The organism is Methylorubrum sp. SL192 (assembly GCF_026672325.1).
Classification (GTDB): domain Bacteria; phylum Pseudomonadota; class Alphaproteobacteria; order Rhizobiales; family Beijerinckiaceae; genus Methylobacterium; species Methylobacterium extorquens.
Map to the genome: position 1 here is coordinate 1,439,562 of NZ_JAPPQV010000003.1, position 21,160 is coordinate 1,460,721.

Consider the following 21,160-nt stretch of genomic DNA (forward strand, 5'->3'; position numbering starts at 1 on the left):
CCGGCCCGATGCTCGACCGTCAGGGACGGCCCGGTCCTTCCGAGCCGTCCCTGAGCCCAAGCCTCACCATGAGACTCGGGCCGTCATGAGCGCCTGGAAGGGTTCGCCCACCGCCACCAGCACGTTGCTGGCACCCGAGGACGGGTAATAGGTTTCGTCGAGGACGTTCTTGAGGTTGAGCTGAAGCGCGGCCGGGAGGCCGTTCACGCTGGTGCGGTAGCTCAGGAAGGCGTCGCACACGACGTAATCGGGCAGCGTGAAGCTGTTGGTCGCGTCGCCCGGCCGCTCTCCGACATAGCGCGAGCCCCATCCCAGTTCGAGGAAGCCGCCGCCGAGCTGCACCGAGCCCATGGTCGTGGCCGGGGCCACGAGCCCGACCTGATGCGTGAGGAAGAGCGACGCGGTCGTCCGTGGCGTGTTGAGCAGCCGGTTTCCGGCAAGCGTCGGATCCTCGGTGACCATGGCGTCGGTGAACCCATAGCTCGCGATCACCGACCAGTCCGGTGCGATCTGCCCCGCCACGTCGAGTTCGAAGCCGCGCGAGCGCGCCTTGCCGGCGGTGGTCGCTGTGCGGGTGCCGTTCACCACCTGGGTGACGAGCACATTGGTCTTCTCGGTGTCGAAGACCGCGCCGGTCACGAGCAAGCCGGCCCCCAGCTCGGCCTTGATGCCGACCTCGTACGCGTCGCCTTCCTCCGGCAGGAGCGGACCGGTGCGGTCGAGGTCGGTCACGTTCGGGCGGAAGGACTGGGTGTAGCTGCCGTAGACCGAGAGGTGAGGGGCGATCCTGTAGACGAGGCCCGCACGCGGCAGCGGCTTGATCCCGTCGATATCCGTCGAGACGACGGTTGGCACCCCGGCATAGGCGAGCTGATCGTAGAACTGAGCGCTCGCCCCGGCCACGAGGATGAGCTGATCGGTCAGATGGATCGAGTCCTGAAGGTAGAGGCTCGTGTTGATGAGGCGGTCGCGATTGTTGCTCGCCGGAAGCGACAGCCGGTCGGAGGCGCCGAGCCGGCCGTAGACCGGATTGAAGACGTTGAAGCCGCCCTGGTTGGCGCCGCGGTAGCTTTCCCGGCGATAGTAATCGACCCGCTCGTGCATCGCACCGAGCAGCAGGTCGTGGCGCAGGCCCAGCGCCTCGAACCGGCCGACCAGATCCACGCGGGCGACCTGGGCGTTGAAATCGGCGCCGCGGGTCGCGTCGGCCCGGCGGGTGAGCAGGCCGGTGGCCGGATTGTAGGAGGTCGGGCGAATCTGGTTGTCGTCGTAGGTCAGATTGCTGGCGCTGAAGCCGACATTCACCTTCCAGTCGTCGTCGAAGCGGTGTTCGAGATCGAGGCTGCCGAGATGACTCATCGCCTCGACCCGGCTCACGGCCTCGTCGAAGCGCCGCTCCCGCGGAACCCGCAGGGGACGGCCGGTGCGGGGATCGAAGGTCGTGCCCCGGTCGAACGGGACGTTGTAGTGCGCGAACTCGTAGCCGACCGTGACGGTGGTGGCGTCGCCCCGCCATGTCAGCGACGGCGCCGCGACCTGGCGGCGGATCGTGCCGAAGTTGCGCCAGTAATCGTAGTCCTGCACGTCGCCCACGATCCGGTAGGCGAGGTTGGTCCCCTCGATCGGGCCGGTCAGATCCGGCTGGATGATCGCGCCGCCAAAACTCGTCGCCGTGACGTCGAGGCTGTTCTGCCGCGTGAAGAGCGGCCGTTTCGACACGAGGTTGATCAAGCCGCCGGGCTCCGAGATGCCGTAGAGGAGCGAGGCCGGTCCCTTGAGCACTTCGACCCGCTCGATGCTGTGGCTGAAGTTCTGCTGGAGAACCGTGCGGCGCCCGTCCCGCAGGATCGAGCTGTCGCGGGTGGTTCCGAAGCCGCGGCGGACCACGCCCTCCTGCGTGCCGCCGAGGCTGTTGGTCTGGGCGATGCCGCTGACGTTGCGGAGGGCCTCATCCAGGCTGAGCACCCGCTGGTCGCGCAGGACAGCCTGGGAGACGACGGCGATGTTGGCCGGGGTGTCGAGCAGCGGCGTCTCGGTGCCGGTCCCGAAGCTGCTGCGCCGCGGCTGGTAGCCGACCGCGGTACTGCCGTCGCCGGTCACGGTGAGTTCGTCGAGCGTGACGTCGGCCCCGTGTTCCTGAGCCCGCGCGTCGCGACCGGAGGCCATGAGACTTGTGGTCGAAAGCAGCAGCAACAGCGTAGCTGCGGTGCGCCGGCGCTGTACGAGGACGCACGAAATCCGCATCGGGCCGGTCTCTTCTCTGATGGAGTCCGGCCTGTCGTTTGATGGTTTCGCGTATAAATCAAATGATATCTTTTATAACTTTTCCAGATCTACGAATCAACTCTGCGGTTCATGAAGTATGTTTCAAATATGTATTGATGTGCATGGTATAAGAGCAGTCAAATGCCGCCTGTGGTGGTCGTCACCGTTTCGAAGCCTGCACCTGCCTGAGGGGTCTCTTTCGTGGCCGGACAGGCGCCTGACTTGCCGGTGGCCTGCGGGGACCGCGTGGCTCAACCCCCGCCGTCCCGACGGAGATCGCCCGGATCGGTCTGATCCGCAGCGGGCGAGCTTTAGGCCGGCACCACCGCGACGTTGTCGATGAGCCGCGTCTTGCCGAGATAGGCCGCCACCAGCACCCGCGCCTCTCGGTCGGCCCGTGCCACGGGTTGGAGCGTGTGCGCGTCTCGGACCTCGAGATACTGCACCGGGCCGAACCCCGCCGCCTCCAGCGCCGCGATGCCCTCGGTGACGAGCGGGGCCGCCTCGGCGCCGCGGGCGAGGCCCTCGGCGATGTCGGCAAGCACCGCGTGCAGGCGCGGCGCGATTTGCCGCTCACGCGGATCGAGGTAGCGGTTGCGCGAGGAGAGGGCGAGGCCGTCCGCCTCGCGCAGGGTCGGAACGCCCTCGATCGTCACGGCCAGGTCGAGGTCGCGGATGACCGAGCGGATCACCTGCAACTGCTGAAAGTCCTTCTCGCCGAACAGGGCGATGTCGGGCCGCACCTGAAGGATGAGCTTGGTCACGACGGTGGCGACACCGGAGAAATGGCCGGGCCGGACCGTGCCGCACAGGCCCTCCGCCGCGGGGCCGGGCTCGATGCGGGTGGAGAAGCCCGTCGGGTACATGGTCTCGACGGAGGGGAGCCAGGCTGCGTCGGCGCCGGCCTGGGCGAGCAGGGCGAGATCGGCTTCGGTGTCCCGCGGATAGCGCGAAAAGTCCTCGTTCGGGCCGAACTGGGTCGGGTTCACGAAGATGCTGACGATGGCCCGCCGGCCGATCGCCTTGGCATGCGCCACCAGGGCGAGATGGCCCGCATGCAGCGCACCCATGGTCGGCACCAGCACGATCCGGTCGCCTCCCTTCCGCCACGCATCGACCTGCGCACGCAGAGCCTCAAGGGTATCGAAGCGGAGGGTCGTGTCGGACATCGGGCGGCTCGGTGCAGTGAAACGCGCCGCAGAGGTAAGCGCCCCCGCCGCCGGATGCCAGCGGGGCGGACCCGCATCACGGGCAATAGCGCAAGGGCCGGTCGAACGGATCGTCGTAGCCGGGTCCGGGGCGGAAGCCGTAATAGCTCGGCTTACCCAGCCCGTATTCCGAGCCGACATAGCTCGGGTCGTACGGCGCGTTGGTCGGCACCGGCACGATGCGTGGGGCGCAGCCGACAAGACGACGGGGCAGGGCGCGGGGCGGCCGGTCACCCTCGGCATCCCCGTCGCCTCGTGGGAAGAAGCGCGGGGCCGATGGCGCCCCCACGGGCGGACCGGGCTCGAACACCGGCAGGTCGGCCGCGAAGACGGGGCTGCCGAGGAGGCCGGAAAAGGCGAGGAGAGCGCCGCGCACCCGCTGCCGACCGGCCGTCATCGCATCACTCTCCCGCTCCGTCGCACGATGCCTTGCAGCTTATGGTGAACGGATCGTTATCGCGCGGCGCCCTCACGTCCGCGGATAGACGATGACGGAGAGATAGGTCATCGGCGTCTTGATGAGCTTGGCCGGGCCGTGCAGGCCGTTCGAGTCGAACATCAGCGCGTCGCCGGGCGCCAAGTGATAGTCCTGGCCCGAGTGGTGATAGATCACCTCGCCGGTGAGCATGTAGATGAATTCCGTCCCGACATGGCGGAAGCTCGTATAGGCCTCGGCCTCGTCCTGCAGGGTGATGAGATAGGGCTCCACCACGACATCGCCGCGGATGCCGGCGCCGAGCAACTCGTAGAGATGCCCGACCTTGGTGCCGCGCCGCTCGATCGGTACGCCCTGGCCGCGCTTCACGTAACTGCAATCACGGGTCTCCTCGAAGGCGGCGAAAAGGGCGGTGATCGGCACGTTGAGGGCCGAGGCGATCGCGTTGATCGAAGCGAGCGAGGGTGAGATCGCTCCGTTCTCGATCTTGGAGATCATGCCCGGCGAGATGCCGGCCGCGCTGCCGAGGTCGGCCACCGACAGGTCGCGCTCCCGCCGCAGCAGGCGGACCTGATGGCCGAGCGCCTTTTCCAGGGGGCGCTCCTCCGCGACCGGCGCGTTCGACGCTGTGTTCAGCATGGATCCCTGGCTTCTCCTTCCGCCGTCCCGGCGCGAAACGATTATGGTGCAGGATTTCGAAGCCGCCACCGGGAACGGCCGTTACGAGAGCGCAAGTGCTCGGCCGTGCCAGCTTTTCCACCGGTGGACATCGTCGGGAGATGGCGGAGCCGAAGTCACTGTTCCGGCCCGTGTTAGCCTCCGATGCCGAGATTCCGAGCGATATCTGGCTCGAAGAAGCGCGTTCCGCATCGATGCCAGCTGTCACGGCTTTCCGTATCCGTCGCCCCGATCCGAAGCGACGTCACGCCACTGGCAGACAAGGCGTAACCCGATACCAAAAAAGGGCCGGCGCTGTCCGCGCCGACCCTTCACAAAACCGTCCTTGATCAGAAACCTAGAACGGGATGTCGTCGTCGAGGTCGTAGTTCGGCTTGGCGCCGCCGCCCGAGGAGTGCCGGCGATCGCCGCCGCCACCACCGCCACCGGAGCGGCTCGAGCCGTAATCGTCGCGCCCGCCACGGTCGCCGCCGCGATCACCACTCCGGTCGCCGCCGCGGCTGATCTGGCCGCCGCCGTCGTCCTCGCCCGCGAAGTCGCCGCCGCCACCGCCGCCACGGCCGTCGAGAATCGTCATCTCGCCGCGGAAGCGCTGGAGCACCACTTCGGTGGTGTACTTCTCCGCGCCCGATTGGTCGGTCCACTTGCGGGTCTGAAGCTGGCCCTCGATGTAGACCTTCGAGCCCTTGCGCAGATACTGCTCCGCCACCTTGGCGAGGTTGTCGTTGTAGATCACGACCGAGTGCCACTCGGTCTTTTCCTTGCGCTCGCCCGACGCCTTGTCCTTCCAGGACTCCGACGTCGCGATGCGCAGGTTCACCACGGGGTCGCCCGAGGACAGACGCCGGGTCTCGGGATCGCGCCCGAGATTGCCGACCAGAATCACCTTGTTGACGCTGCCCGCCATCTCATCTCTCCATCCGGTCCGATCTCACAGGGCATTGTAGGTCACGCCCGCGATGGCCGCGACTCTTGAGCGTGCCGCCTCGTCTCGGCAAGCCGTCGTCGGCCTTTGTGCACGCTAACCACCGAGTGCCGTGGCCAGTGTCAATGTTCTATCTCTGTTCTCGTTGCCCGACAAGCGGCTTTCCGGCGCGGTAGCCTAGGGAACCGAGACCGTCCGCGCAGGCGGGCGCCGGCCTCAGGCGACCTTCACGACGAGCTTGCCGAAATTGGCGCCCCGCAGCATCCCGGCGAAGGCAGCCGGCGCGTTTTCCAGGCCCTCGACCACGTCCTCGCGCGCCTTGACCCGCCCGGCACGCAGCCAGCCGCCGACGTCGCTGATGAAATCGCCGTGCATCGCGGCAAAATCCCAGACGATGAAGCCGCGCAGCGTCAGCCGCTTGGTGAGGATGGCGCGCATCAGCACCGGCGAGCGGTCGGGCCCGGCGGGCAGTTCGCTCAGATTGTAGCCCGCGACGAGGCCGCAGACCGGCACCCGCGCGAAATCGTTGAGGAGCGGCAGCACCGCGTCGAACACCGCCCCTCCGACATTCTCGAAATACACGTCGATTCCGTCGGGGCAGGCGCGGGCCAGCGCGTCGGGGAAGTCGGCGGCGCGGTGGTCGACGGCCGCGTCGAAGCCGAGGGTCTCGGTCAGGTAGGCGCATTTTTCCGCGCCCCCGGCGATGCCGACGGCCCGCGCGCCCTTGATACGGGCAATCTGGCCGACGAGGGAGCCGACCGGCCCCGCGGCCGCGGCCACCACCACGGTTTCCTTCGGCTGCGGCCGGCCGATCTCCAGAAGCCCGGTATAGGCGGTCATGCCGGGCATGCCGAGGATTCCGAGGAACTGGCTCGGCGGCCCGTCGGCGGGGTCGATGCGCTGCAGATTCTTGCCGTCCGAGACGGCGAATTCCTGCCAGCCGGCATTGGCCAGCACGAGATCGCCCTCGGCGAAGGCCGGATTCTCGGAGACGACCACCTCGCTGACCGTCTGGCCGACCATGGTCTCGCCGATCTCGACCGGCTTGGCATAGGATTTCGCCGCACTCATCCGCCCGCGCATATAGGGGTCGAGGGAGAGCCAGCGGGTCCGAAGCAGCACCTCGCCCTGTTGCGGCGTGGGCGTGCGCCCCTCTTCCAGGCGAAAATGTTCGGGCTTCGGCTCGCCGTGTGGGCGCGCGGCCAGCACGATCCGACGGTTGACGACTGCCATGGAGCCCTCCGGGGTTCGTTCGGGTGGAACCGGGCAGATGGGTCGCGCGCTGGTTCCGGCAATGCATGGCGGTACAACTGTGGAGGTTCGCGATGGCGTGGAAGACGGCGGCTATGACCGCGGCGATGTTGGCAGTGGCTGGGTCCGCCGGAGCGGCCGAGGGCGATCCGCTCTCGGGCTATCGCTGGAAATCGCGGGTGCTGGTGCTGGCCGCGCCGGATGGCGATGATGCGCAGCTGAAGGCGCAGCGGCAGGCGATGGCATCGGGGCGGACGGGCGCGTCCGCGCGCGATCTCGTCACGGTCGAGGCGGTGGGGAAGGGGGCGGAGGCCTCCGCCCTGCGTCGGCATCTCGGCCTCCCGGACAACGCTTTCCGGGCTGTGCTCGTCGGCAAGGACGGCGGCGCCAAGCTGACCTCGGAGGAGCCGATTCCGCCGCAGCGCCTGTTTTCCACCATCGACGCCATGCCGATGCGGCAGGACGAGGCGAAGCAGCGCTGACCCGCACAAGAAAAAGGGGCCGCGAGCGGCCCCTTCCTTGTCGTCGATGCGATCAGTAGCAGCGCTCGACCAGGACGCGGCGGTAGCCGTAGGGCGTCCAGGCCAGGCGCGGGACGGTGTAGCAGCCGCCACCGGCGAAATACGGGTCGTAGCCGACCGTCGTGTAGCCGTAGGGTCCGCCCCAGCCGCCGTAACCACCATAGCCGCCGTAGAGGCCGCCCGCGGCGAGGCCGAGACCCAGCCCGAGACCGACGCCACCCAGGCCGATGCCGCGCCGGTAGCCCCAGCCGCCGCCCCGCCATCCGCCATATCCGCCGCGCCAGCCGCCGAAGCCGGCACCGCGATAGAACCCGCCCCGGCCGGCGAATCCGCCGCCGAAACGCGGGCCGCCAAACCCACCACCGCGGAAACCGCCGCCGGCGAAGCCGCCACGGAAGCCACCGCCGCCGAACCCACCACCGCGGAAGCCGCCGCCACCGAACCCGCCGCCACCGAACCCGCCGCCGCGGAAGCCACCGCCACCGAAGCCCGGACGGGCATCAGCGGTGGCCGGGATCATCATCAGCGCGCTTGCCATCACCGCCGATGCCAGAACAACCCGTTTCATCAGATCGTCTCCACCCGAGAGAGAAAAGTGCTCCCCCTGTTGGCTTTGAACGTGTGACGGGAAAAATCGGTCCCTGCGACCTCTGGTCCCAAACGTCCTGTGATGCTGCTGCGGACGACGCTGCCCGTCGTGCGGGCGGCTTGAATGCTGCCATGCTTTCGCGCGAGGAGGGCGGATACGGCCATGCCTGCCCCGCAGGGGCCGCCCCTTCAGGAACCGCCCGCCCGTGATGCGCCGACTTGCCGTTCCCGCTCTCGCCGCTGCCCTGGTCTCCGGCTTCGTTCTCGGGCCGCTCGCACCCGTACCCGTCCAGGCGCAGCCGGCGCCTGCCGCCAAGGGGCCGTGCCAGGCGGTCGAGTTCGAGGGGCAGCCCTACACGGTCTGCACCGTCGATCTGCGGCGCGAGCGCGTGCGGCTGTTCTGGCTCGGAACCGACGGCTTGCCCTACGGCTCGCTGTCGAGTCTCGCCGATCGGCAGGGCCCGCGCCTCAGTTTCGCGATGAATGCCGGCATGTACGACAAGGGGCAGGCTCCGGTCGGGCTCTATGTCGAGGACGGGCGCGAACTGAAGGGCGCCTCCACCACCAACGGGCCGGGCAACTTCCACCTCAAGCCGAACGGCGTCTTCTACGTGAAGGGCGACCGGGCCGGCGTGCTCGATACCGGACGCTACCTGCGCGCCAGGCCGGCGCCGGATTTTGCCACGCAATCGGGGCCGATGCTGGTGATCGACGGCAAGATCCACCCGAAGATTTCGGCGGACGGCCCGAGCCAGAAGATCCGCAACGGCGTCGGCGTGCGCGACGGCGGACACGTCGCGGTGTTCGCGATCTCGGAGCGCCCGGTGACCTTCGGCGCCTTCGCCCGCCTGTTCAAGGACAGCTTCGGCTGCCGCAACGCCCTATTCCTCGACGGCAGCGTCTCGAGCCTCTACGCGCCCGGCCTCGGCCGCTCGGACCTCAGCCGGCCGCTCGGGCCGCTGGTGGGGGCGGTGGGGCGGTAGGCACCAACGCCTTCCAACATCACATCCTCATCCTGAGGTGCCCGCGTCAGCGGGCCTCGAAGGATCCTCCAGCCGGCCGCGCGATCCCTGGAGGATCCTTCGAGGCCGCTTCGCGGCACCTCAGGATGAGGTTCGAGAATGGGAGAAAAAAGCCCTATCGCTGCCCGAAGGCCGAGCTCTTGAACAGATCCTTGTACTGGTGCGGCTGGCTGCGCCAGTACTGCTTCGGTGCCCGCACCTGCGCCCCGAGTTCGGCCGCGGCGTGCCAGGGCCAGCGGGGATCGTAGAGCATCGCCCGGGCGAGCGAGACCGCATCGGCCTTGCCCTCGGCGAGAATGCCTTCCGCCTGGCGCGGCTCGGTGATGAGGCCGACCGCGATGGTGGTGAGCCCGGTCTCTGCCTTGATCCGCTCGGCGAAGGGCACTTGATAGCCCGGCCCGACCGGGATCTTCTGCGCCGTCGAGAGGCCGCCGGTGGAGACGTGGATGGCGGCCGCGCCGCAGCGCCCGAGGGCGCGGGCGAGTTCCACCGTCTCGTCGAGGGTCCAGCCGTCCTCGACCCAATCGGTCGCCGAGACCCGCATCCAGACCGGCTTGCCCGCGGGCACGACCTCGCGCACCGCCTCGAAGCATTCCAGCGGAAACCGCATCCGGTTCTCCAGGCTGCCGCCGTACTGGTCGTCCCGGCGGTTGGAGAGCGGCGAGAGGAATTGGTGCAGCAGGTAGCCGTGAGCGCCGTGCAGCTCGACGGCGTCGATGCCGAGGCGCATGGCGCGCTTGGCCGTGGCGACGAAGCCGTCGCGCACCCGCTTCAACCCGTCCGCGTCGAGGGCGTGCGGCGGCACCTCGCCCTCCGCGTGGGAGACCGCCGAGGGGGCCTCGGTCTGCCAGCCATCGACGGAGTCCGGGGCGATCTGCGCGCCGCCTTCCCAGGGCGCGCGGCTCGACGCCTTGCGGCCGGCATGGTTGATCTGGATCGCCACCGGGATCGGCGCGTAGCCGCGCACCGCGTCGAGCACGCGGGCTAGGGCCCACTCGGTGGCGTCGTCGTAGAGGCCGAGATCGCCGGGGGAGATCCGCGCCTCGGGCGAGACCGCCGTCGCCTCCAGGGTGAGGAGCCCGGCGCCCGACTGCGCGAGCTGGCCGAGATGCATCAGGTGCCAATCGGTCGCCGCGCCGGCCAGCGCCGAGTACTGGCACATCGGCGCAATGAGGATGCGGTTCTCGAGTTCCAGGTCGTCCAGGCGCAGGGGCTCGAACAGGCGGGCGGACATCGGCAGGCTCCGGTCGCGGTGACGGCGATTGGCGGCCTATCTGGGATACGCTGCCCCCGGCCGCCAGCCCGGAACCGCGCATGGGACGCCTGAGATCCGTGTTGCAGGCTTCCCCCGGCGGTGCACTCCTCCATCTCACCCGTTGCGTAACGCGGAAGGACCGTTCGGGATGGGATTGCTGGTCGAGGGCGAGTGGCACGACAAGGGCTACGACACCGCCAAGTCCGGCGGGCGCTTCGAGCGCTCGGCCGCCGCCTTCCGCAACTGGGTCACGCCCGACGGCACCCCCGGCCCGACGGGGGAGGGCGGGTTCATCGGTGAGGCGGAACGCTACCATCTCATCGTCGCGCTCGCCTGCCCCTGGGCGCACCGCACGCTGATCGTTCGGCGCCTGAAAGGGCTGGAGGCCATCACCGTCTCGGTGGTCTCGCCGTACATGCGCGAGGAGGGCTGGGTCTTCCGTGCCGAGGAGGAGGGCGGGGTGCCGGGCTCGACCGCCGATCCGCTGTTCGGCGCCAAGCGGCTCTACGAGATCTATGTCCGGGCCAAGCCCGACTATTCCGGCCGCGTCACCGTGCCGGTGCTGTGGGACAAGCAGCGCGAGACCATCGTCTCGAACGAGTCGGCCGAGATCATCCGCATGCTGAACGATGCCTTCGGCGCGGGCGGGCCGGACCTCTACCCAGAGGCCCTTCGCGGCGAGATCGATGCCGTCAACGAGCGCGTCTACGACCGGGTCAACAACGGCGTCTACAAGGCGGGTTTCGCCACCAAGCAGGACGCCTACGAGAACGCCTTCACCGCCCTGTTCTCGGAGCTCGACGCGCTCGAAGACCGGCTCGGCCGGCAGCGCTACCTCTGCGGATCGGTGCTCACCGAGGCCGATATCCGCCTGTTCACGACGCTGGTGCGGTTCGATGCGGTCTATGTCGGGCATTTCAAGTGCAACCGGCGCCGGATCGCCGACTACCCCAACCTCTCGAACTATCTCCGCGATCTCTACGCCCTGCCGGGCGTGGCGGAGACGGTGAATCTCGATCAGATCAAGCGCCACTATTACGGCAGCCATCCCGGCATCAACCCGACCGGGATCGTGCCGCTCGGCCCCGAACTCGATTTCGCTGCGCCCAACGATCGCGCCCTGCGCTTCGGCGGTTGAACCCGCACCCCCGCAGGAAATATTCCCAGCGACAACCGGCAGCCAATGCCGATCAGGAGGAACACCACGCCATGACGATCCGCTCGCGCGCACCGCTTCTCGCCCTACTCGGCCTGCTCGCCGCCGGCCCGGCCTCGGCCCAGCAGGGGGCCGAGGTGACGATCACCGGCCGATGCGAGCGGCTGGTGATCGGCGGTCTCGACATCACGCAGAACTGCAAGGAACAGCTCGTCAACACGGTCTCGCGCGGGCGCACGACCTTCGACTTCGCCGCCTGGGACGGACAATCCCTGAGCTTCAGCGGCGCGGGCACGCAGCACGAGCAGACGGAGGAGACCGAGCAGCTCCAGCCGATCAGCCTCGTCGTGCCGGGCATGAAGAACAAGGAGGGCATCGTCCGCAGCCCCGCGCCCGCGGTCGGTTCCTGCAAGTTCTCGAAGCCCGAGCCCGGCAAGACCATGATCACCTGCGAGGCGACCTCGCAGGGCAAGACCTATGCGGGCGTGTTCGTCACCGAGACCAAAGCCGACGCCGAGCCGGGCAAGGATGGGGTGAAGGACGGCCCGGCTAATCCGCCGAAGCCCTGAACGGCCGGTCCTGCCCGACGCGCGTGCCGGCCGTGCGGTGACCGGACACGCGGCGTCGTCCGCGTGATGACACGCGCTCTTTCGCCGAGCCGGCCCCGGTCCGGCGCAAGAGCGCTCCGGCGAACGCGAAAACGTCTGGTCAGCCGCGCCGCCAAGCCCCATGTAACGGAACGATGCGCCGCACGAACCTGCGCTGCCCGCATCGACGTGCGTTCTGTGAATTTCCGAGGGCTCCATGCTCGAAGCCAACGCCGCCGCCGGCGCCCCCGTCGACGGCCTCATCAAGGACACCACCACGGCGGGGTTCCGGCAGGATGTCATCGCCGAGTCGATGAACCAGCCGGTGATCGTCGATTTCTGGGCGCCGTGGTGCGGCCCGTGCAAGCAGCTCACGCCGGTCCTCGAGAAGGTCGTGCGGGCGTCGGGCGGCCGGGTGAAGCTCGCCAAGCTCAACATCGACGAGCATCCCGGCGTCTGGCAGCAGATCGGCCAGCAGCTCGGCCTGCAATCGATCCCCGCCGTGATCGCGATCGACCGCGGCCGTCCGGTGGATGCCTTCATGGGCGCCGTGCCGGAATCCGAGGTGCGCGCCTTCGTCGATCGCCTCGCCGGCCCGTCCGAGATCGATCAGGTGCTGGAGGAGGCCGCCGCGGTCGCCTCCGCGGGCGATCTCCCCGCCGCCTCCGAACTCTACGCCGCGGTCCTGCGCGAGGAGCCGGAGAACCTGAAGGCCATCGCCGGGCTGGCCAAGACTCAGCTCGAACTCGGTGAGACCGAGAGCGCCAAGCAGGTTCTCGCCATGGCGCCGGCGGACAAGGCCGACGACCCGCTCTTCGCGGGCGTGCGCGCGGCCCTCGAACTCGCCGAACAGGCCGGGACCCTGGGCGACCTTGCCGCGCTGCAGAGGCGCATCGAGGCCGACCCGAACGACTTCCAGGCCCGGTTCGATCTCGCGCTGGGCCTCAACGCGGCGGGCAAGCGCGAGGAGGCGGTCGATCAGCTCGTGGCCATCGCCCGCGCCGACCGGAGCTGGAACGAGGATGCGGCGCGCAAGCAACTGCTCCAGTTCTTCGAGGCCTGGGGCCTGATGGACCCGGCCGCGATCCGGGGACGCCGCCAGCTCTCGACGCTGCTGTTCTCGTGAGTCACACGCGCCGCGCGAACGCCGGGGCGACCGAAGCGGCCGGATGCGGGGCTCCCCATCCGGTCCCACAGCAGGAAAGCCGCGCATGAGTCCGCAGCCGAGCTGCAAGTCTCCGGCGGATTGCCCCGCCGTCATCCCGGTCTTCCCGCTGCCGGGGGCGCTGCTCCTGCCGCGGGGACAGATGCCGCTCAACATCTTCGAGCCGCGCTATCTCGCCATGGTGGATGACGCGCTGCGCTCCGAGCGGATCATCGGCATGATCCAGCCGGATGCGGACGGGGCCGGCTCGCTGCTCAGCCCCCGGCTCTATCGGGTCGGCTGTGCCGGGCGGATCAGCCAGTTCGCCGAGACCGGCGACGGGCGCTACCTGATCTCGCTCACCGGCGTCAGCCGCTTCCGGGTCGAGAACGAACTCTCCGTCACCACCGCCTATCGCCGCTGCCAAGTCTCCTACGACGCCTTCGCCCAGGATTTCGAGGCGCGGGCGGGCGAGGAGGCGGTCGATCGCGAGAGCGTGCTGAAGACCCTGCGCAACTTCGTCGATGCCAACGAGCTTCAGGTCGATTGGGCCGGCATCGACGAGGCGTCGAACGAGGCCTTGGTCAACGCGCTCTGCATGATGAGCCCGTTCGGCGTGCGCGAGAAACAGGCGATGCTGGAAGCGCCCGACCTGAAGACGCGGGCCGAGGTGCTCGTCGCCGTCACCGAAATGGAGCTGGTGCGCGCCAGCGGCTCCGAGCCGACGCTGCAGTAAAACAAGGGCTCCCGACCTTTTGGCGGTCGCGGAGTCCGTCCACCGGAAGCGAACATCATGGCCGATACGCCCACCCCCACCGTCGAAGCGACCCGGGTCGATCCCCGCCTGCTCGAACTCCTGGTCTGCCCGCTGACCAAGGAGCCGCTGGAATATGACGCCGCCCGCGAGGAGCTGATCAGCCGCTCCGCCAAGCTGGCCTACCCGATCCGCGACGGCATCCCGATCATGCTGCCGGAAGAGGCGCGCTCCCTGACGGAGTGATCGGCTAGGCGACGCGCCGTCGCTGCAGGCGGAGCGAAGCGATCCCTCGGCGGCGACAGCCGATGTTGTGACGCCGCCGATGTGAGAGAGCGGACAAGAAAAAGGGCGCCCGGCTTTCGCCGGACGCCCTTTTTGTTGGACCGATCGGGACGGTTACCGTCCCTGCTGGATCGCCGAGAGCAGCCACGGGCCGCCGGGCTCGCGCACGAAGGTCCAGAACTCCTTGGCCTCCTGCGGGCCGTTCTCGACATGACGGTTGGAGGCGCGCTCGAACACCTCGTCACGCAGCGAGAAGCGCATGGCGACGGTGGCGAACTCCGCCGGGCCCTCACGCCACGCCTCGGACAGGTCGCCCTGGAGAAGCTTCACGTCCGAGATCCGGTTGACCACGCCGCGGGCGGCGTTGGCGCGCAGATCTTCCTCGAAATAGCTCACCATCTCCGGGGTCGCGAGACGCCGCAGCGCGGCCACATCCTCACGGCCATAGGCGCTCTGGATCTCCTGAAGGGAGCGTTCGAAGGCCTGGAAGTCGTCCGGCTGGACCTGGACCGGCTGGACGGGCTGCGGACGGGCGCCGCCCAAACCACCACCCATCGGATTCACGCCAGGGTTCATGCCGCCCTGCGGCGGCAGGCCGGAGCGGGCATGGGGCGCGTTGCCGGCCATGGCGGGCTGGCCCTCCTGACGGCGGCGGAAGAAGCGCACCGCCATCATCACGAGGAAGGCGATCAGGCCGATCTGGAAGATCAGGCCGATAAACGAGCCGATGCCGCCGAGACCACCGGAGAAGCCGGCACCCAGCAGGGCGCCGAGAAGGCCGGCGCCGAGCATGCCGCCGAGAAAGCCGCCGCCGAAGCGTGAGCCCCGGTTCTGCGCCGCCATGCCGGGATTGTTGAAGCCGGGGCTCGGGCTCGTCTGCGAGCGCTGGATCGGTCCCATCGCGCCCGGCGAGGTCGCGGTGGAAGGCGGCGCGCTGAAGGTCTTCGAGCCGCGCGAGCCCATGCCGCCACCGCCGCCCGGCCGCGCATCGACGGCGGGCGCCGCGAGGGCGAGCGAAGCCGCAAGCGCAAGGAGGGTCACGACGCGCCGACGGCGCGCGGGGGAGGATGCCATGGGTCAAAACCTCGTGGTGAGCGTGAAGGGGAACAATTGCCCCCCTAAGATGGTGGCGTCCGAGCGGGATTTTTAGTCCCGATCCAGGGGTGAGTTTCGAACAGTTAAGAGTGTCTCACGAACCGCCACGCTTCGGCCCGTACCCATGTTGCAAAGCGAGCGTCGAGGCGCCTCGAGACGGGCACCTGCGGGGTCGGGCGTCACCGGGCGGCCGGGAAAACCAGCCGTACGGTCGCGCCCTCGCCGGGCCGGCTCTCGATGGAGATCGTGCCGTTCTGGCGCTTCATCAGCCCGTGCACGATGGCGAGCCCCGCACCGCGGCCGGATTCGCGGGTGGTGGCGAAGGGCGCGAGCGCCCGCGACAGCATCTCCGGGGACAGGCCGTGCCCGGTATCCGAGACCGTGAGACCGACGGCCCCGGCCTCCGGGCGCTGGAGCGTGCGGTCGCCCGGCTCGATGGCGAACAGCGCCACGCGGATGCGGCCCTGACCGGACATCGCCTCGCAGGCATTGGCGAGGATGTGGCCCAGAGCCAGTTCGAGCTGGATCGGGTTGCACAGGGCCGGCGGCAGATCGTCCGGGATCGACAGGTCGAGCTGGATCCCGGCCGGCAGGGTGGGGCGCAGCCGGTCGAGCCCGAACCGCACCGCCTCGGCGAGATCGACCGGGCGCAGGTCGGGCGCGATCCGCCGGGAATGGGCGAGGAGCTGGCGGGTGAGCACGGCGGCCCGCTCGGATGCCTCGGTGGAGCGGATGATGGCCCGCTGGATGAAGGGCTCGGGCCGGTCGCCGAGGCGCCGCTTGAGCCCGTCGATGTAGCCGATCAGGATCTGCAGGAAGTTGTTGAACTCGTGCGCGACGCTGTTGGTGAGCAGGCCGAGCGCCTCCCGCTGCCGCGACAGGGCGAGGGCGTCCTCGGCATCCCGCCGCCGCGTCACGTCCACGATCTGGCCGAGGAAGCGGGGGGAGCCTTCGCCGGGGAGAACCGTGAGGTGGATCTCACCCCAGAACGAGGCGCCGCCGTTGCGGCCGAACAGCAACTCGGCGCTCTGTGCCGCGCCGCGGGCCAGGGCCTCGCGCAAGGGCGTCCAACCGGTGTGACTGCCGTGGTGGCAGGCGAGCACCTCGATCCCGCTGCCGACCAAGGCGGCCTCGTCGAAGCCGGTCAGCCCCAGCAAAGCGGGGTTGACGCCCGCGATCGTCGTCCCGGCCTCCGATCCCGCCAGGATGAGCGCGGGCAACGGCAGCAGGGCGAGGAAGCCGGTCTCGGCTCCCCCGTCCGGGGCAGGTGATGCAGCGGCGGCGGACACCGTCATGCGGCGCCGCCGACATGAGAGTGGGCGGGAGGCGACGAGGCCCGGCAGGCGATGGGACGTCTCATGGATGGTCCGGAGCGCGGCAGGAGCATGGCCGTCAACGCTCGAAAGTCGATCCGGATCAGCGGTTGGCGGTGGTGACGGGCGAGGTGCCGTTGTCGAGGCCGACCCAGGCCCGGCCGTCCTGTCCCTCGCGCTTGATGAAGCTGTAGCCGGTGCGCTGCCACGGCAGCACCGCGTTGGTCTTGTTGTCGAGGATCAGGTCGCCCCGGTCGGTGCGCACCATCAGCACCGCGTGGCCCTCGCCGATCTCGTCGATCACCACCGTCATGCGCAGAGCCCGGCGCGGCAGGCGTCGCTCCACCAGCATCCGGCGCTTGAGGAGCTGGATGTCCTCGCAATCGCCGAAGCCGTCATCGGGAAAGTCCCAGCGATCGACGACACCCCAATGGGCCATGTCGGTGATCGGCTTGATGCGGGCGTTGACCCGGCGGTTCACGGTCGTGAGCGTGTGCCACAAAGCGGGCGTCAGAGCGACGAGCGCCGGCTCGGAGGGATCGACCGTACATTCGGACGGGTATCGGGCGCAGAAATCGTTCCAGGCGGCCACGGGCCGGGCCGGCGCGCCGGCATCGGCGGCGGTGCCCGCTTCGGGCAGGCTGGCGACGGTGCGGGCTTGGCTCGGCTGGGCCGGCGCTGCGGCGCCGCCGAGCAGCAGCGTGGCGCCGACGAGGGACAGATGGGCCGCCCGGCGGAGGCGCCGCCTCACGTTCCCGCGGGGGAACGCCGATCCGTCGCCGACGCTCCGAAGCACCGCGTACCGCATGGCCGACCGTCCTGCAGCCCCTGTTTCCCGGCAAAGCTTGCACGGGCTGGCGCCCGGCTCAATACGAAAGTGACGGAAGGATGAAGGCGGAATGCCGCTTATCCGTGTCACGGTGAGACAACCCCGATCAGGCTGGTAATCCGGTCACACCCGCCCGCCCGATCGGCGTCAGACGTGCGAGAGCGAACCGCGAAACGGAGGGCCGATCAGCGGTTCGCCGTGGTGACCGGCGAGCTGGCCCCGCCGAGCGAAACCCATGCCAGGGCGTCCTGCCCCTCGCGCTTGATGAAGACGTAGCCGGTCTCGTGCCAGGGCATCACGGCGTTGGTCTTGTTGTCGAGGATGTAGTCGCCGCGGTCGGTGATGAGGGTGAGCACGGCATGGCCCTCGCCCTTCTCGTCGATCACCACCGTCATCCGCATCGCCCGGCGCGGCAGGCCGGCCGCGGCGAGCATCCGGCGCTTGAGGAGTTGGAAGTCCTCGCAATCGCCCGCGCCGTCCTCGGCCAGATCCCAGCGGTCGGGGCGGCCCCAATGATCCTGATCGGTGATGGGCTCGATCGTCCGGTTCACGCGACGGTTGACCGAGACGATGCTCGACCAGATGGCGGGGGTGAGGGCGATCCGGGCGGGCTCGTCCCGGTTGAAGGCGCATTCCGCCGGATAGGATTGGCAGAACTCGGTCCAGGCCAGGATCGGCTTGGCCGCCGCGCCGGGGGTGAGGCCGACGGTCGTCGCGGGCAGGGCGGCCATCTGGGTGGCGGTCTGCGCCTCGGCGCCGCCGATGAAGCCGACGCAGAGGGCCAGAAGCGCCAGCATCCCCATCTGGAGACCCGACTTGAAATGACCCGTCCCGGTGGTGCGCATCGTGGCGTTTCCTTCGAACGAGGCCAGGATGTCGCCGCACCTCCTCCGCCGCGCTGAAGCCGATCCGCGCAATTTTATCGATTCGCCCCGGCAACGATCCGCTCCCGCGTGAGGGCGAATTGCGGCTCACGGATCCGCGGCAAATGCAGGGGATCGCGTTAGGGGTCGGGAAACCCTGAATGCCGCCGGCCTACGAGTGCACCGGCCACGGCGCCCCGCAGTTGCGCGACGAGGAGCAGGTCACGCCGCTCAGCTGCGGACAGGACGTGTCTTGGGATGATCCGGATGAGGGGGGCGGCTGGGGAGAGCAGGATCAGCCGCGCGCCTTGGCCCGGGCCGGTGATCCTCAGACCTCGGACCGCACGCGGCGAAAAACTCCGTTCAGGAGCCGGCCTGCGCGATGGGGGTGTCGGTCCGGCAAGGGCTTCGATGGGGTCGCCCCCGTCACGTCAGAGCGTGATGCCCTCGTGAAAACGGTCGGGCGAGATCGGCAGCATGAACTGGGCGCCGATGCCGCCCTCGAAGTAGCGCACCACCCGCCCCGGCGTGGAGCCGACCAGGATATGCGCGCCGATCGGCGGCGACGAGGCGGTCGCGAGCGCCACGCCCGACATCGAGATGTCGATGATCCGGGCGGCGATGAACCGGCCGCTCTCCAGGCGCAGGGTCACGCCGGGCTGGTTCGGCACGAGGCGCTCGTTGGTCCGGCCCTCTGGCAGGCCGAGGCTCTCGCGGTTGGCGAGCCACATGAGCTGGGACGCGATCTTGTCGCGCTTGCGCGGCGTCGCGTTGATCCGCATGGCAAAACCCCGCGGCGGGTGGCGGACGATCACCCCTTCGAGCCGGCCGATCTGTTCGAGATACAGCACCACGCGCTCGTTGAGCGCGCCGATCACGGCGCAGGTCAGGCGGACGCCGCCGGGGGACATGTCCACCGTCTGGCATGGATATTCGCGCCGGTCCGCCAGCATGTAGCGACCGAGCAGAGTCGCGCGCACCCGCTGGTGCCGGCGCTGCTCGGCGGCGTAGTCGGACAGGGTGGGGGCCATCCCGGATCGGGAAAGCTCGGTCATGTCAGCTCGGCAGTCTCGATGTCACAACCGAATCAATAGCCGCGCTGCGGTTACAAAAGGCTTGCAGACACGCCGAACTTGAATCGTGAGCGGGTCACGAAAGCGGGATGGGGCGACGAAGACGGGCCACAGGGAGCGCGGTCGTGCCGCGCCGTCCATCCGGGCAGGCCGGCCCAGCGCCCGGGACGAGGCTCCGCGCCGCGCATGGTCAGGCGTTGCTGCGCCCGCCCTCGTGAACCAGCAGGTGGCCGAAGCGGACGGGGCGGGCATCGTTGGCGGGCTCGGGCAGGGCGTCCACGAAGGTTCGCATCGCGGCAGGCTCCGGCGCGACCGTTTCCAGCACCCGCAGGGAGACCGCCTCGAGCCGCAGGATCGGGCGGCTGCCGAGCCAGGTCGGGATGCAATGAGGGCTGAGGGCGCCGAGAATGCGGGCCTGGGTCTTGCCGCGGTGGCGCAGGGGCAGGAGCAGGAGTTCGAGATCGAGGGTCTCGTCCCGCGCGGTGAAGCCGGTGAGCCCCGCCACCACGCCCACCGTATCGCCGGTGACGGTTTCGACGAGTTGCCACGGATCGGAGAAGGCCGGCGGCCGCTCGCCCCACAGATCGCCGAAGGAGCTTCCCCGCAATTCGCGCCCGAACAGGGCGCACAGGCGGGTGCCGGCCAGGCGCACCGCGCTCGAGCGCCGCGCCGGATCGGTTTCCAGAATGAAGCTGTCGGCGAGCAGGTTGCGGATTTCGCCGGGCTCGATCTCACCGCGCTCGGGCGCGGACCGCTCTCCGCGCAGCCGGTCCCAGTAGGTGTGAAGCTGACGGCTGGTCGGATGCTTCATGATGTTCCGCATCGGTACGGCCCGGTTTGAAACGGGCTCGGTTTTCGGTCGGCACGGGACGAAACGCGTCACCGTGCGCCGTTCGTGGTCCTCGTCCGCACACCCTATGCCGTCGCATCCCGGCACGCTCGCTCAACCCATCCTTAACCTTAACGGGCAATTTACGAATTCGGCGGCAATTGACCGAACCTGTGCCGATTGGACCTTGCGGCGCCGCACCTCCCCCCGACATGGTGCGGCATGGATGCTTCTCCCGACCTGCCGCACCAGGGCCGCGTTCCCGTCTTCAACCTGCCGAGAGTCGTCACGGTCTCGATCGCGGTTCTGGCCGTGATCCACGTCGTCCGCACCGTCCTGCCGGATGAACTGGACCTGTCGGTGCTCCTCAACCTCGCCTTCATTCCCGCCCGCTGGACCGCCGCGTTCGATCCCGCATCTGCGGCCGAGATCGTCCGGGCGGCGGGGGAGGGGGCGGGCAGGCCCGACATCGCTACGGCGCGGCAGGAATTCGCCCGCTACCTCGTCGCCGAGCCGTCGGCGATGCCCTGGACCGGCGCGACCTACGCCCTGCTGCACGGCTCGTGGGTGCACCTCATCTTCAACGCGGTGTGGCTCGCCGTCTTCGGCACCCCGGTCGCGCGTCGCTACGGCGTCCTGCGCTACGGCCTGCTGGCGCTCGCCGGCGTCGTGGTCGGCGCCCTGGTCCACCTTTTCGTCGATCCCTACAGCCTGATGCCGCTGGTCGGCGCCTCGGCCGGCATCTCGGCCCTCATGGCGGCGGCGGCCCGCTTCGTGTTCCAGCCTCCGCCGTCCTTCGTCGCCGGGGCACCCTGGCAATTGCCGCCGCGGCCGACGCTGCAGACGATTCCGGAATTGCTGCGCAACCGCCCGGCGGTGCTGTTCCTCGGGGTCTGGTTCGTCACCAACCTGCTGTTCGGCGTCCTGGCCCTGCCGCTCGGGGGCAGCGAAGGGCCGATCGCCTGGGACGCGCATCTCGGCGGCTTCGCCGCAGGGTTCTTCCTCTTGCCGCTGATGGAGCGCGGCGCGCGCCACGCGCGGCATTAAAGGCGTTTCGCGAACGCCCGTGCCGTCTCCGCCGTG

The 21,160-nt window shown here is 69.3% G+C and carries 22 protein-coding genes; 8 read left to right on the plus strand and 14 right to left on the minus strand.

The window, feature by feature from the left end:
• Positions 1-63: 63 nt before the first annotated feature.
• The 6 genes from OVA30_RS07475 to OVA30_RS07500 form a co-directional block, all read right to left on the minus strand.
• Complete coding sequence (locus OVA30_RS07475) at positions 64-2,166, minus strand: TonB-dependent siderophore receptor (protein ID WP_268175062.1); 2,103 nt, start codon at positions 2,164-2,166, stop codon at positions 64-66.
• 410 nt (positions 2,167-2,576) lie between these two features.
• Positions 2,577-3,434 (minus strand): pantoate--beta-alanine ligase, encoded by an 858-nt coding sequence (gene panC, locus OVA30_RS07480; protein ID WP_268175063.1) that lies wholly within the window; start codon positions 3,432-3,434, stop codon positions 2,577-2,579.
• Positions 3,435-3,510: 76 nt separating this feature from the next.
• The gene (locus OVA30_RS07485; protein WP_012253692.1) at positions 3,511-3,870 is read right to left on the minus strand and encodes a hypothetical protein; all 360 of its coding nucleotides are present in this window, start codon (positions 3,868-3,870) and stop codon (positions 3,511-3,513) included.
• A gap of 72 nt (positions 3,871-3,942) precedes the next feature.
• Positions 3,943-4,548 carry a helix-turn-helix domain-containing protein gene (locus OVA30_RS07490; RefSeq protein ID WP_003603578.1) on the minus strand — a complete coding sequence of 202 codons (606 nt, stop codon included), beginning with the start codon at positions 4,546-4,548 and terminating at the stop codon, positions 3,943-3,945.
• A gap of 376 nt (positions 4,549-4,924) precedes the next feature.
• On the minus strand, positions 4,925-5,494 hold the full coding sequence (gene ssb / locus OVA30_RS07495) for a single-stranded DNA-binding protein (protein ID WP_268175064.1): 570 nt from the start codon (positions 5,492-5,494) through the stop codon (positions 4,925-4,927).
• A gap of 234 nt (positions 5,495-5,728) precedes the next feature.
• A complete protein-coding gene (locus tag OVA30_RS07500; RefSeq protein WP_238508068.1) occupies positions 5,729-6,745 on the minus strand; it encodes an NADP-dependent oxidoreductase in 1,017 nt (338 codons plus the stop codon).
• 92 nt (positions 6,746-6,837) lie between these two features.
• On the opposite strand from OVA30_RS07500, the gene OVA30_RS07505 reads away from it, so the two are divergent.
• Entirely contained in the window at positions 6,838-7,245 is a 408-nt protein-coding gene (locus tag OVA30_RS07505; RefSeq protein ID WP_268175065.1) for a DUF4174 domain-containing protein, read from the plus strand.
• 52 nt (positions 7,246-7,297) lie between these two features.
• On the opposite strand, the gene OVA30_RS07510 is transcribed toward OVA30_RS07505, so the two are convergent.
• Positions 7,298-7,852 carry a hypothetical protein gene (locus tag OVA30_RS07510; RefSeq protein WP_268175066.1) on the minus strand — a complete coding sequence of 185 codons (555 nt, stop codon included), beginning with the start codon at positions 7,850-7,852 and terminating at the stop codon, positions 7,298-7,300.
• A 229-nt stretch (positions 7,853-8,081) separates the two neighbouring features.
• Here OVA30_RS07510 and OVA30_RS07515 point away from each other — a divergent pair, with 229 nt between their 5' ends.
• Positions 8,082-8,855 carry a phosphodiester glycosidase family protein gene (locus tag OVA30_RS07515; protein WP_268175067.1) on the plus strand — a complete coding sequence of 258 codons (774 nt, stop codon included), beginning with the start codon at positions 8,082-8,084 and terminating at the stop codon, positions 8,853-8,855.
• Between the two features lie 154 nt (positions 8,856-9,009).
• Here OVA30_RS07515 and OVA30_RS07520 read toward each other — a convergent pair whose 3' ends face one another.
• Positions 9,010-10,128 (minus strand): NADH:flavin oxidoreductase/NADH oxidase, encoded by a 1,119-nt coding sequence (locus OVA30_RS07520; protein ID WP_268175068.1) that lies wholly within the window; start codon positions 10,126-10,128, stop codon positions 9,010-9,012.
• 169 nt (positions 10,129-10,297) lie between these two features.
• On the opposite strand from OVA30_RS07520, the gene OVA30_RS07525 reads away from it, so the two are divergent.
• From OVA30_RS07525 to OVA30_RS07545, 5 genes are all read left to right on the plus strand, one after another.
• The gene (locus OVA30_RS07525) at positions 10,298-11,287 is read left to right on the plus strand and encodes a glutathione S-transferase family protein (protein ID WP_268175069.1); all 990 of its coding nucleotides are present in this window, start codon (positions 10,298-10,300) and stop codon (positions 11,285-11,287) included.
• A gap of 71 nt (positions 11,288-11,358) precedes the next feature.
• Entirely contained in the window at positions 11,359-11,874 is a 516-nt protein-coding gene (locus tag OVA30_RS07530) for a hypothetical protein (protein WP_268175070.1), read from the plus strand.
• Between the two features lie 235 nt (positions 11,875-12,109).
• Positions 12,110-13,018 (plus strand): thioredoxin family protein, encoded by a 909-nt coding sequence (locus tag OVA30_RS07535; protein ID WP_268175071.1) that lies wholly within the window; start codon positions 12,110-12,112, stop codon positions 13,016-13,018.
• Positions 13,019-13,103: 85 nt separating this feature from the next.
• On the plus strand, positions 13,104-13,772 hold the full coding sequence (locus tag OVA30_RS07540; protein WP_003604639.1) for an LON peptidase substrate-binding domain-containing protein: 669 nt from the start codon (positions 13,104-13,106) through the stop codon (positions 13,770-13,772).
• A 57-nt stretch (positions 13,773-13,829) separates the two neighbouring features.
• Positions 13,830-14,036 carry a Trm112 family protein gene (locus tag OVA30_RS07545; protein ID WP_003604638.1) on the plus strand — a complete coding sequence of 69 codons (207 nt, stop codon included), beginning with the start codon at positions 13,830-13,832 and terminating at the stop codon, positions 14,034-14,036.
• 153 nt (positions 14,037-14,189) lie between these two features.
• Here OVA30_RS07545 and OVA30_RS07550 read toward each other — a convergent pair whose 3' ends face one another.
• From OVA30_RS07550 to OVA30_RS07575, 6 genes are all read right to left on the minus strand, one after another.
• Entirely contained in the window at positions 14,190-15,149 is a 960-nt protein-coding gene (locus tag OVA30_RS07550; RefSeq protein WP_012253702.1) for a Tim44 domain-containing protein, read from the minus strand.
• A 200-nt stretch (positions 15,150-15,349) separates the two neighbouring features.
• The gene (locus OVA30_RS07555) at positions 15,350-16,465 is read right to left on the minus strand and encodes a two-component system sensor histidine kinase NtrB (protein WP_268175072.1); all 1,116 of its coding nucleotides are present in this window, start codon (positions 16,463-16,465) and stop codon (positions 15,350-15,352) included.
• Positions 16,466-16,586: 121 nt separating this feature from the next.
• Positions 16,587-17,291, minus strand: coding sequence for a transglutaminase-like cysteine peptidase (locus OVA30_RS07560; RefSeq protein ID WP_268175074.1), 705 nt, complete (start codon positions 17,289-17,291; stop codon positions 16,587-16,589).
• Between the two features lie 206 nt (positions 17,292-17,497).
• Entirely contained in the window at positions 17,498-18,157 is a 660-nt protein-coding gene (locus OVA30_RS07565; protein WP_253395760.1) for a transglutaminase-like cysteine peptidase, read from the minus strand.
• Between the two features lie 449 nt (positions 18,158-18,606).
• Positions 18,607-19,230: a PilZ domain-containing protein gene (locus tag OVA30_RS07570; protein WP_003603905.1), complete on the minus strand. Its 624-nt coding sequence runs from the start codon at positions 19,228-19,230 to the stop codon at positions 18,607-18,609.
• Between the two features lie 208 nt (positions 19,231-19,438).
• Complete coding sequence (locus OVA30_RS07575) at positions 19,439-20,059, minus strand: PAS domain-containing protein (protein WP_015950924.1); 621 nt, start codon at positions 20,057-20,059, stop codon at positions 19,439-19,441.
• A 240-nt stretch (positions 20,060-20,299) separates the two neighbouring features.
• Between OVA30_RS07575 and OVA30_RS07580 the strand changes: the two genes are divergently transcribed.
• On the plus strand, positions 20,300-21,124 hold the full coding sequence (locus OVA30_RS07580) for a rhomboid family intramembrane serine protease (protein ID WP_268175075.1): 825 nt from the start codon (positions 20,300-20,302) through the stop codon (positions 21,122-21,124).
• The last annotated feature ends 36 nt before the right edge of the window (positions 21,125-21,160 follow it).

Excerpts from the sequence above, each read along its gene's own strand:
- OVA30_RS07535 (WP_268175071.1), top strand. The coding sequence starts at position 12,110 with ATGCTCGAAGCCAACGCCGCCGCCGGCGCCCCCGTCGACGGCCTCATC.
- OVA30_RS07485 (WP_012253692.1), bottom strand. The coding sequence starts at position 3,870 with ATGACGGCCGGTCGGCAGCGGGTGCGCGGCGCTCTCCTCGCCTTTTCC.
- OVA30_RS07475 (WP_268175062.1), bottom strand. The coding sequence starts at position 2,166 with ATGGCCTCCGGTCGCGACGCGCGGGCTCAGGAACACGGGGCCGACGTC.
- OVA30_RS07570 (WP_003603905.1), bottom strand. The coding sequence starts at position 19,230 with ATGACCGAGCTTTCCCGATCCGGGATGGCCCCCACCCTGTCCGACTAC.
- OVA30_RS07560 (WP_268175074.1), bottom strand. The coding sequence starts at position 17,291 with ATGCGGTACGCGGTGCTTCGGAGCGTCGGCGACGGATCGGCGTTCCCC.
- OVA30_RS07550 (WP_012253702.1), bottom strand. The coding sequence starts at position 15,149 with ATGGCATCCTCCCCCGCGCGCCGTCGGCGCGTCGTGACCCTCCTTGCG.
- OVA30_RS07565 (WP_253395760.1), bottom strand. The coding sequence starts at position 18,157 with ATGCGCACCACCGGGACGGGTCATTTCAAGTCGGGTCTCCAGATGGGG.
- OVA30_RS07575 (WP_015950924.1), bottom strand. The coding sequence starts at position 20,059 with ATGAAGCATCCGACCAGCCGTCAGCTTCACACCTACTGGGACCGGCTG.
- OVA30_RS07525 (WP_268175069.1), top strand. The coding sequence starts at position 10,298 with ATGGGATTGCTGGTCGAGGGCGAGTGGCACGACAAGGGCTACGACACC.
- OVA30_RS07500 (WP_238508068.1), bottom strand. The coding sequence starts at position 6,745 with ATGGCAGTCGTCAACCGTCGGATCGTGCTGGCCGCGCGCCCACACGGC.
- OVA30_RS07510 (WP_268175066.1), bottom strand. The coding sequence starts at position 7,852 with ATGAAACGGGTTGTTCTGGCATCGGCGGTGATGGCAAGCGCGCTGATG.
- OVA30_RS07515 (WP_268175067.1), top strand. The coding sequence starts at position 8,082 with ATGCGCCGACTTGCCGTTCCCGCTCTCGCCGCTGCCCTGGTCTCCGGC.
- OVA30_RS07580 (WP_268175075.1), top strand. The coding sequence starts at position 20,300 with ATGGATGCTTCTCCCGACCTGCCGCACCAGGGCCGCGTTCCCGTCTTC.
- OVA30_RS07540 (WP_003604639.1), top strand. The coding sequence starts at position 13,104 with ATGAGTCCGCAGCCGAGCTGCAAGTCTCCGGCGGATTGCCCCGCCGTC.
- OVA30_RS07545 (WP_003604638.1), top strand. The coding sequence starts at position 13,830 with ATGGCCGATACGCCCACCCCCACCGTCGAAGCGACCCGGGTCGATCCC.
- ssb (WP_268175064.1), bottom strand. The coding sequence starts at position 5,494 with ATGGCGGGCAGCGTCAACAAGGTGATTCTGGTCGGCAATCTCGGGCGC.
- OVA30_RS07490 (WP_003603578.1), bottom strand. The coding sequence starts at position 4,548 with ATGCTGAACACAGCGTCGAACGCGCCGGTCGCGGAGGAGCGCCCCCTG.
- panC (WP_268175063.1), bottom strand. The coding sequence starts at position 3,434 with ATGTCCGACACGACCCTCCGCTTCGATACCCTTGAGGCTCTGCGTGCG.
- OVA30_RS07505 (WP_268175065.1), top strand. The coding sequence starts at position 6,838 with ATGGCGTGGAAGACGGCGGCTATGACCGCGGCGATGTTGGCAGTGGCT.
- OVA30_RS07520 (WP_268175068.1), bottom strand. The coding sequence starts at position 10,128 with ATGTCCGCCCGCCTGTTCGAGCCCCTGCGCCTGGACGACCTGGAACTC.
- OVA30_RS07555 (WP_268175072.1), bottom strand. The coding sequence starts at position 16,465 with ATGACGGTGTCCGCCGCCGCTGCATCACCTGCCCCGGACGGGGGAGCC.
- OVA30_RS07530 (WP_268175070.1), top strand. The coding sequence starts at position 11,359 with ATGACGATCCGCTCGCGCGCACCGCTTCTCGCCCTACTCGGCCTGCTC.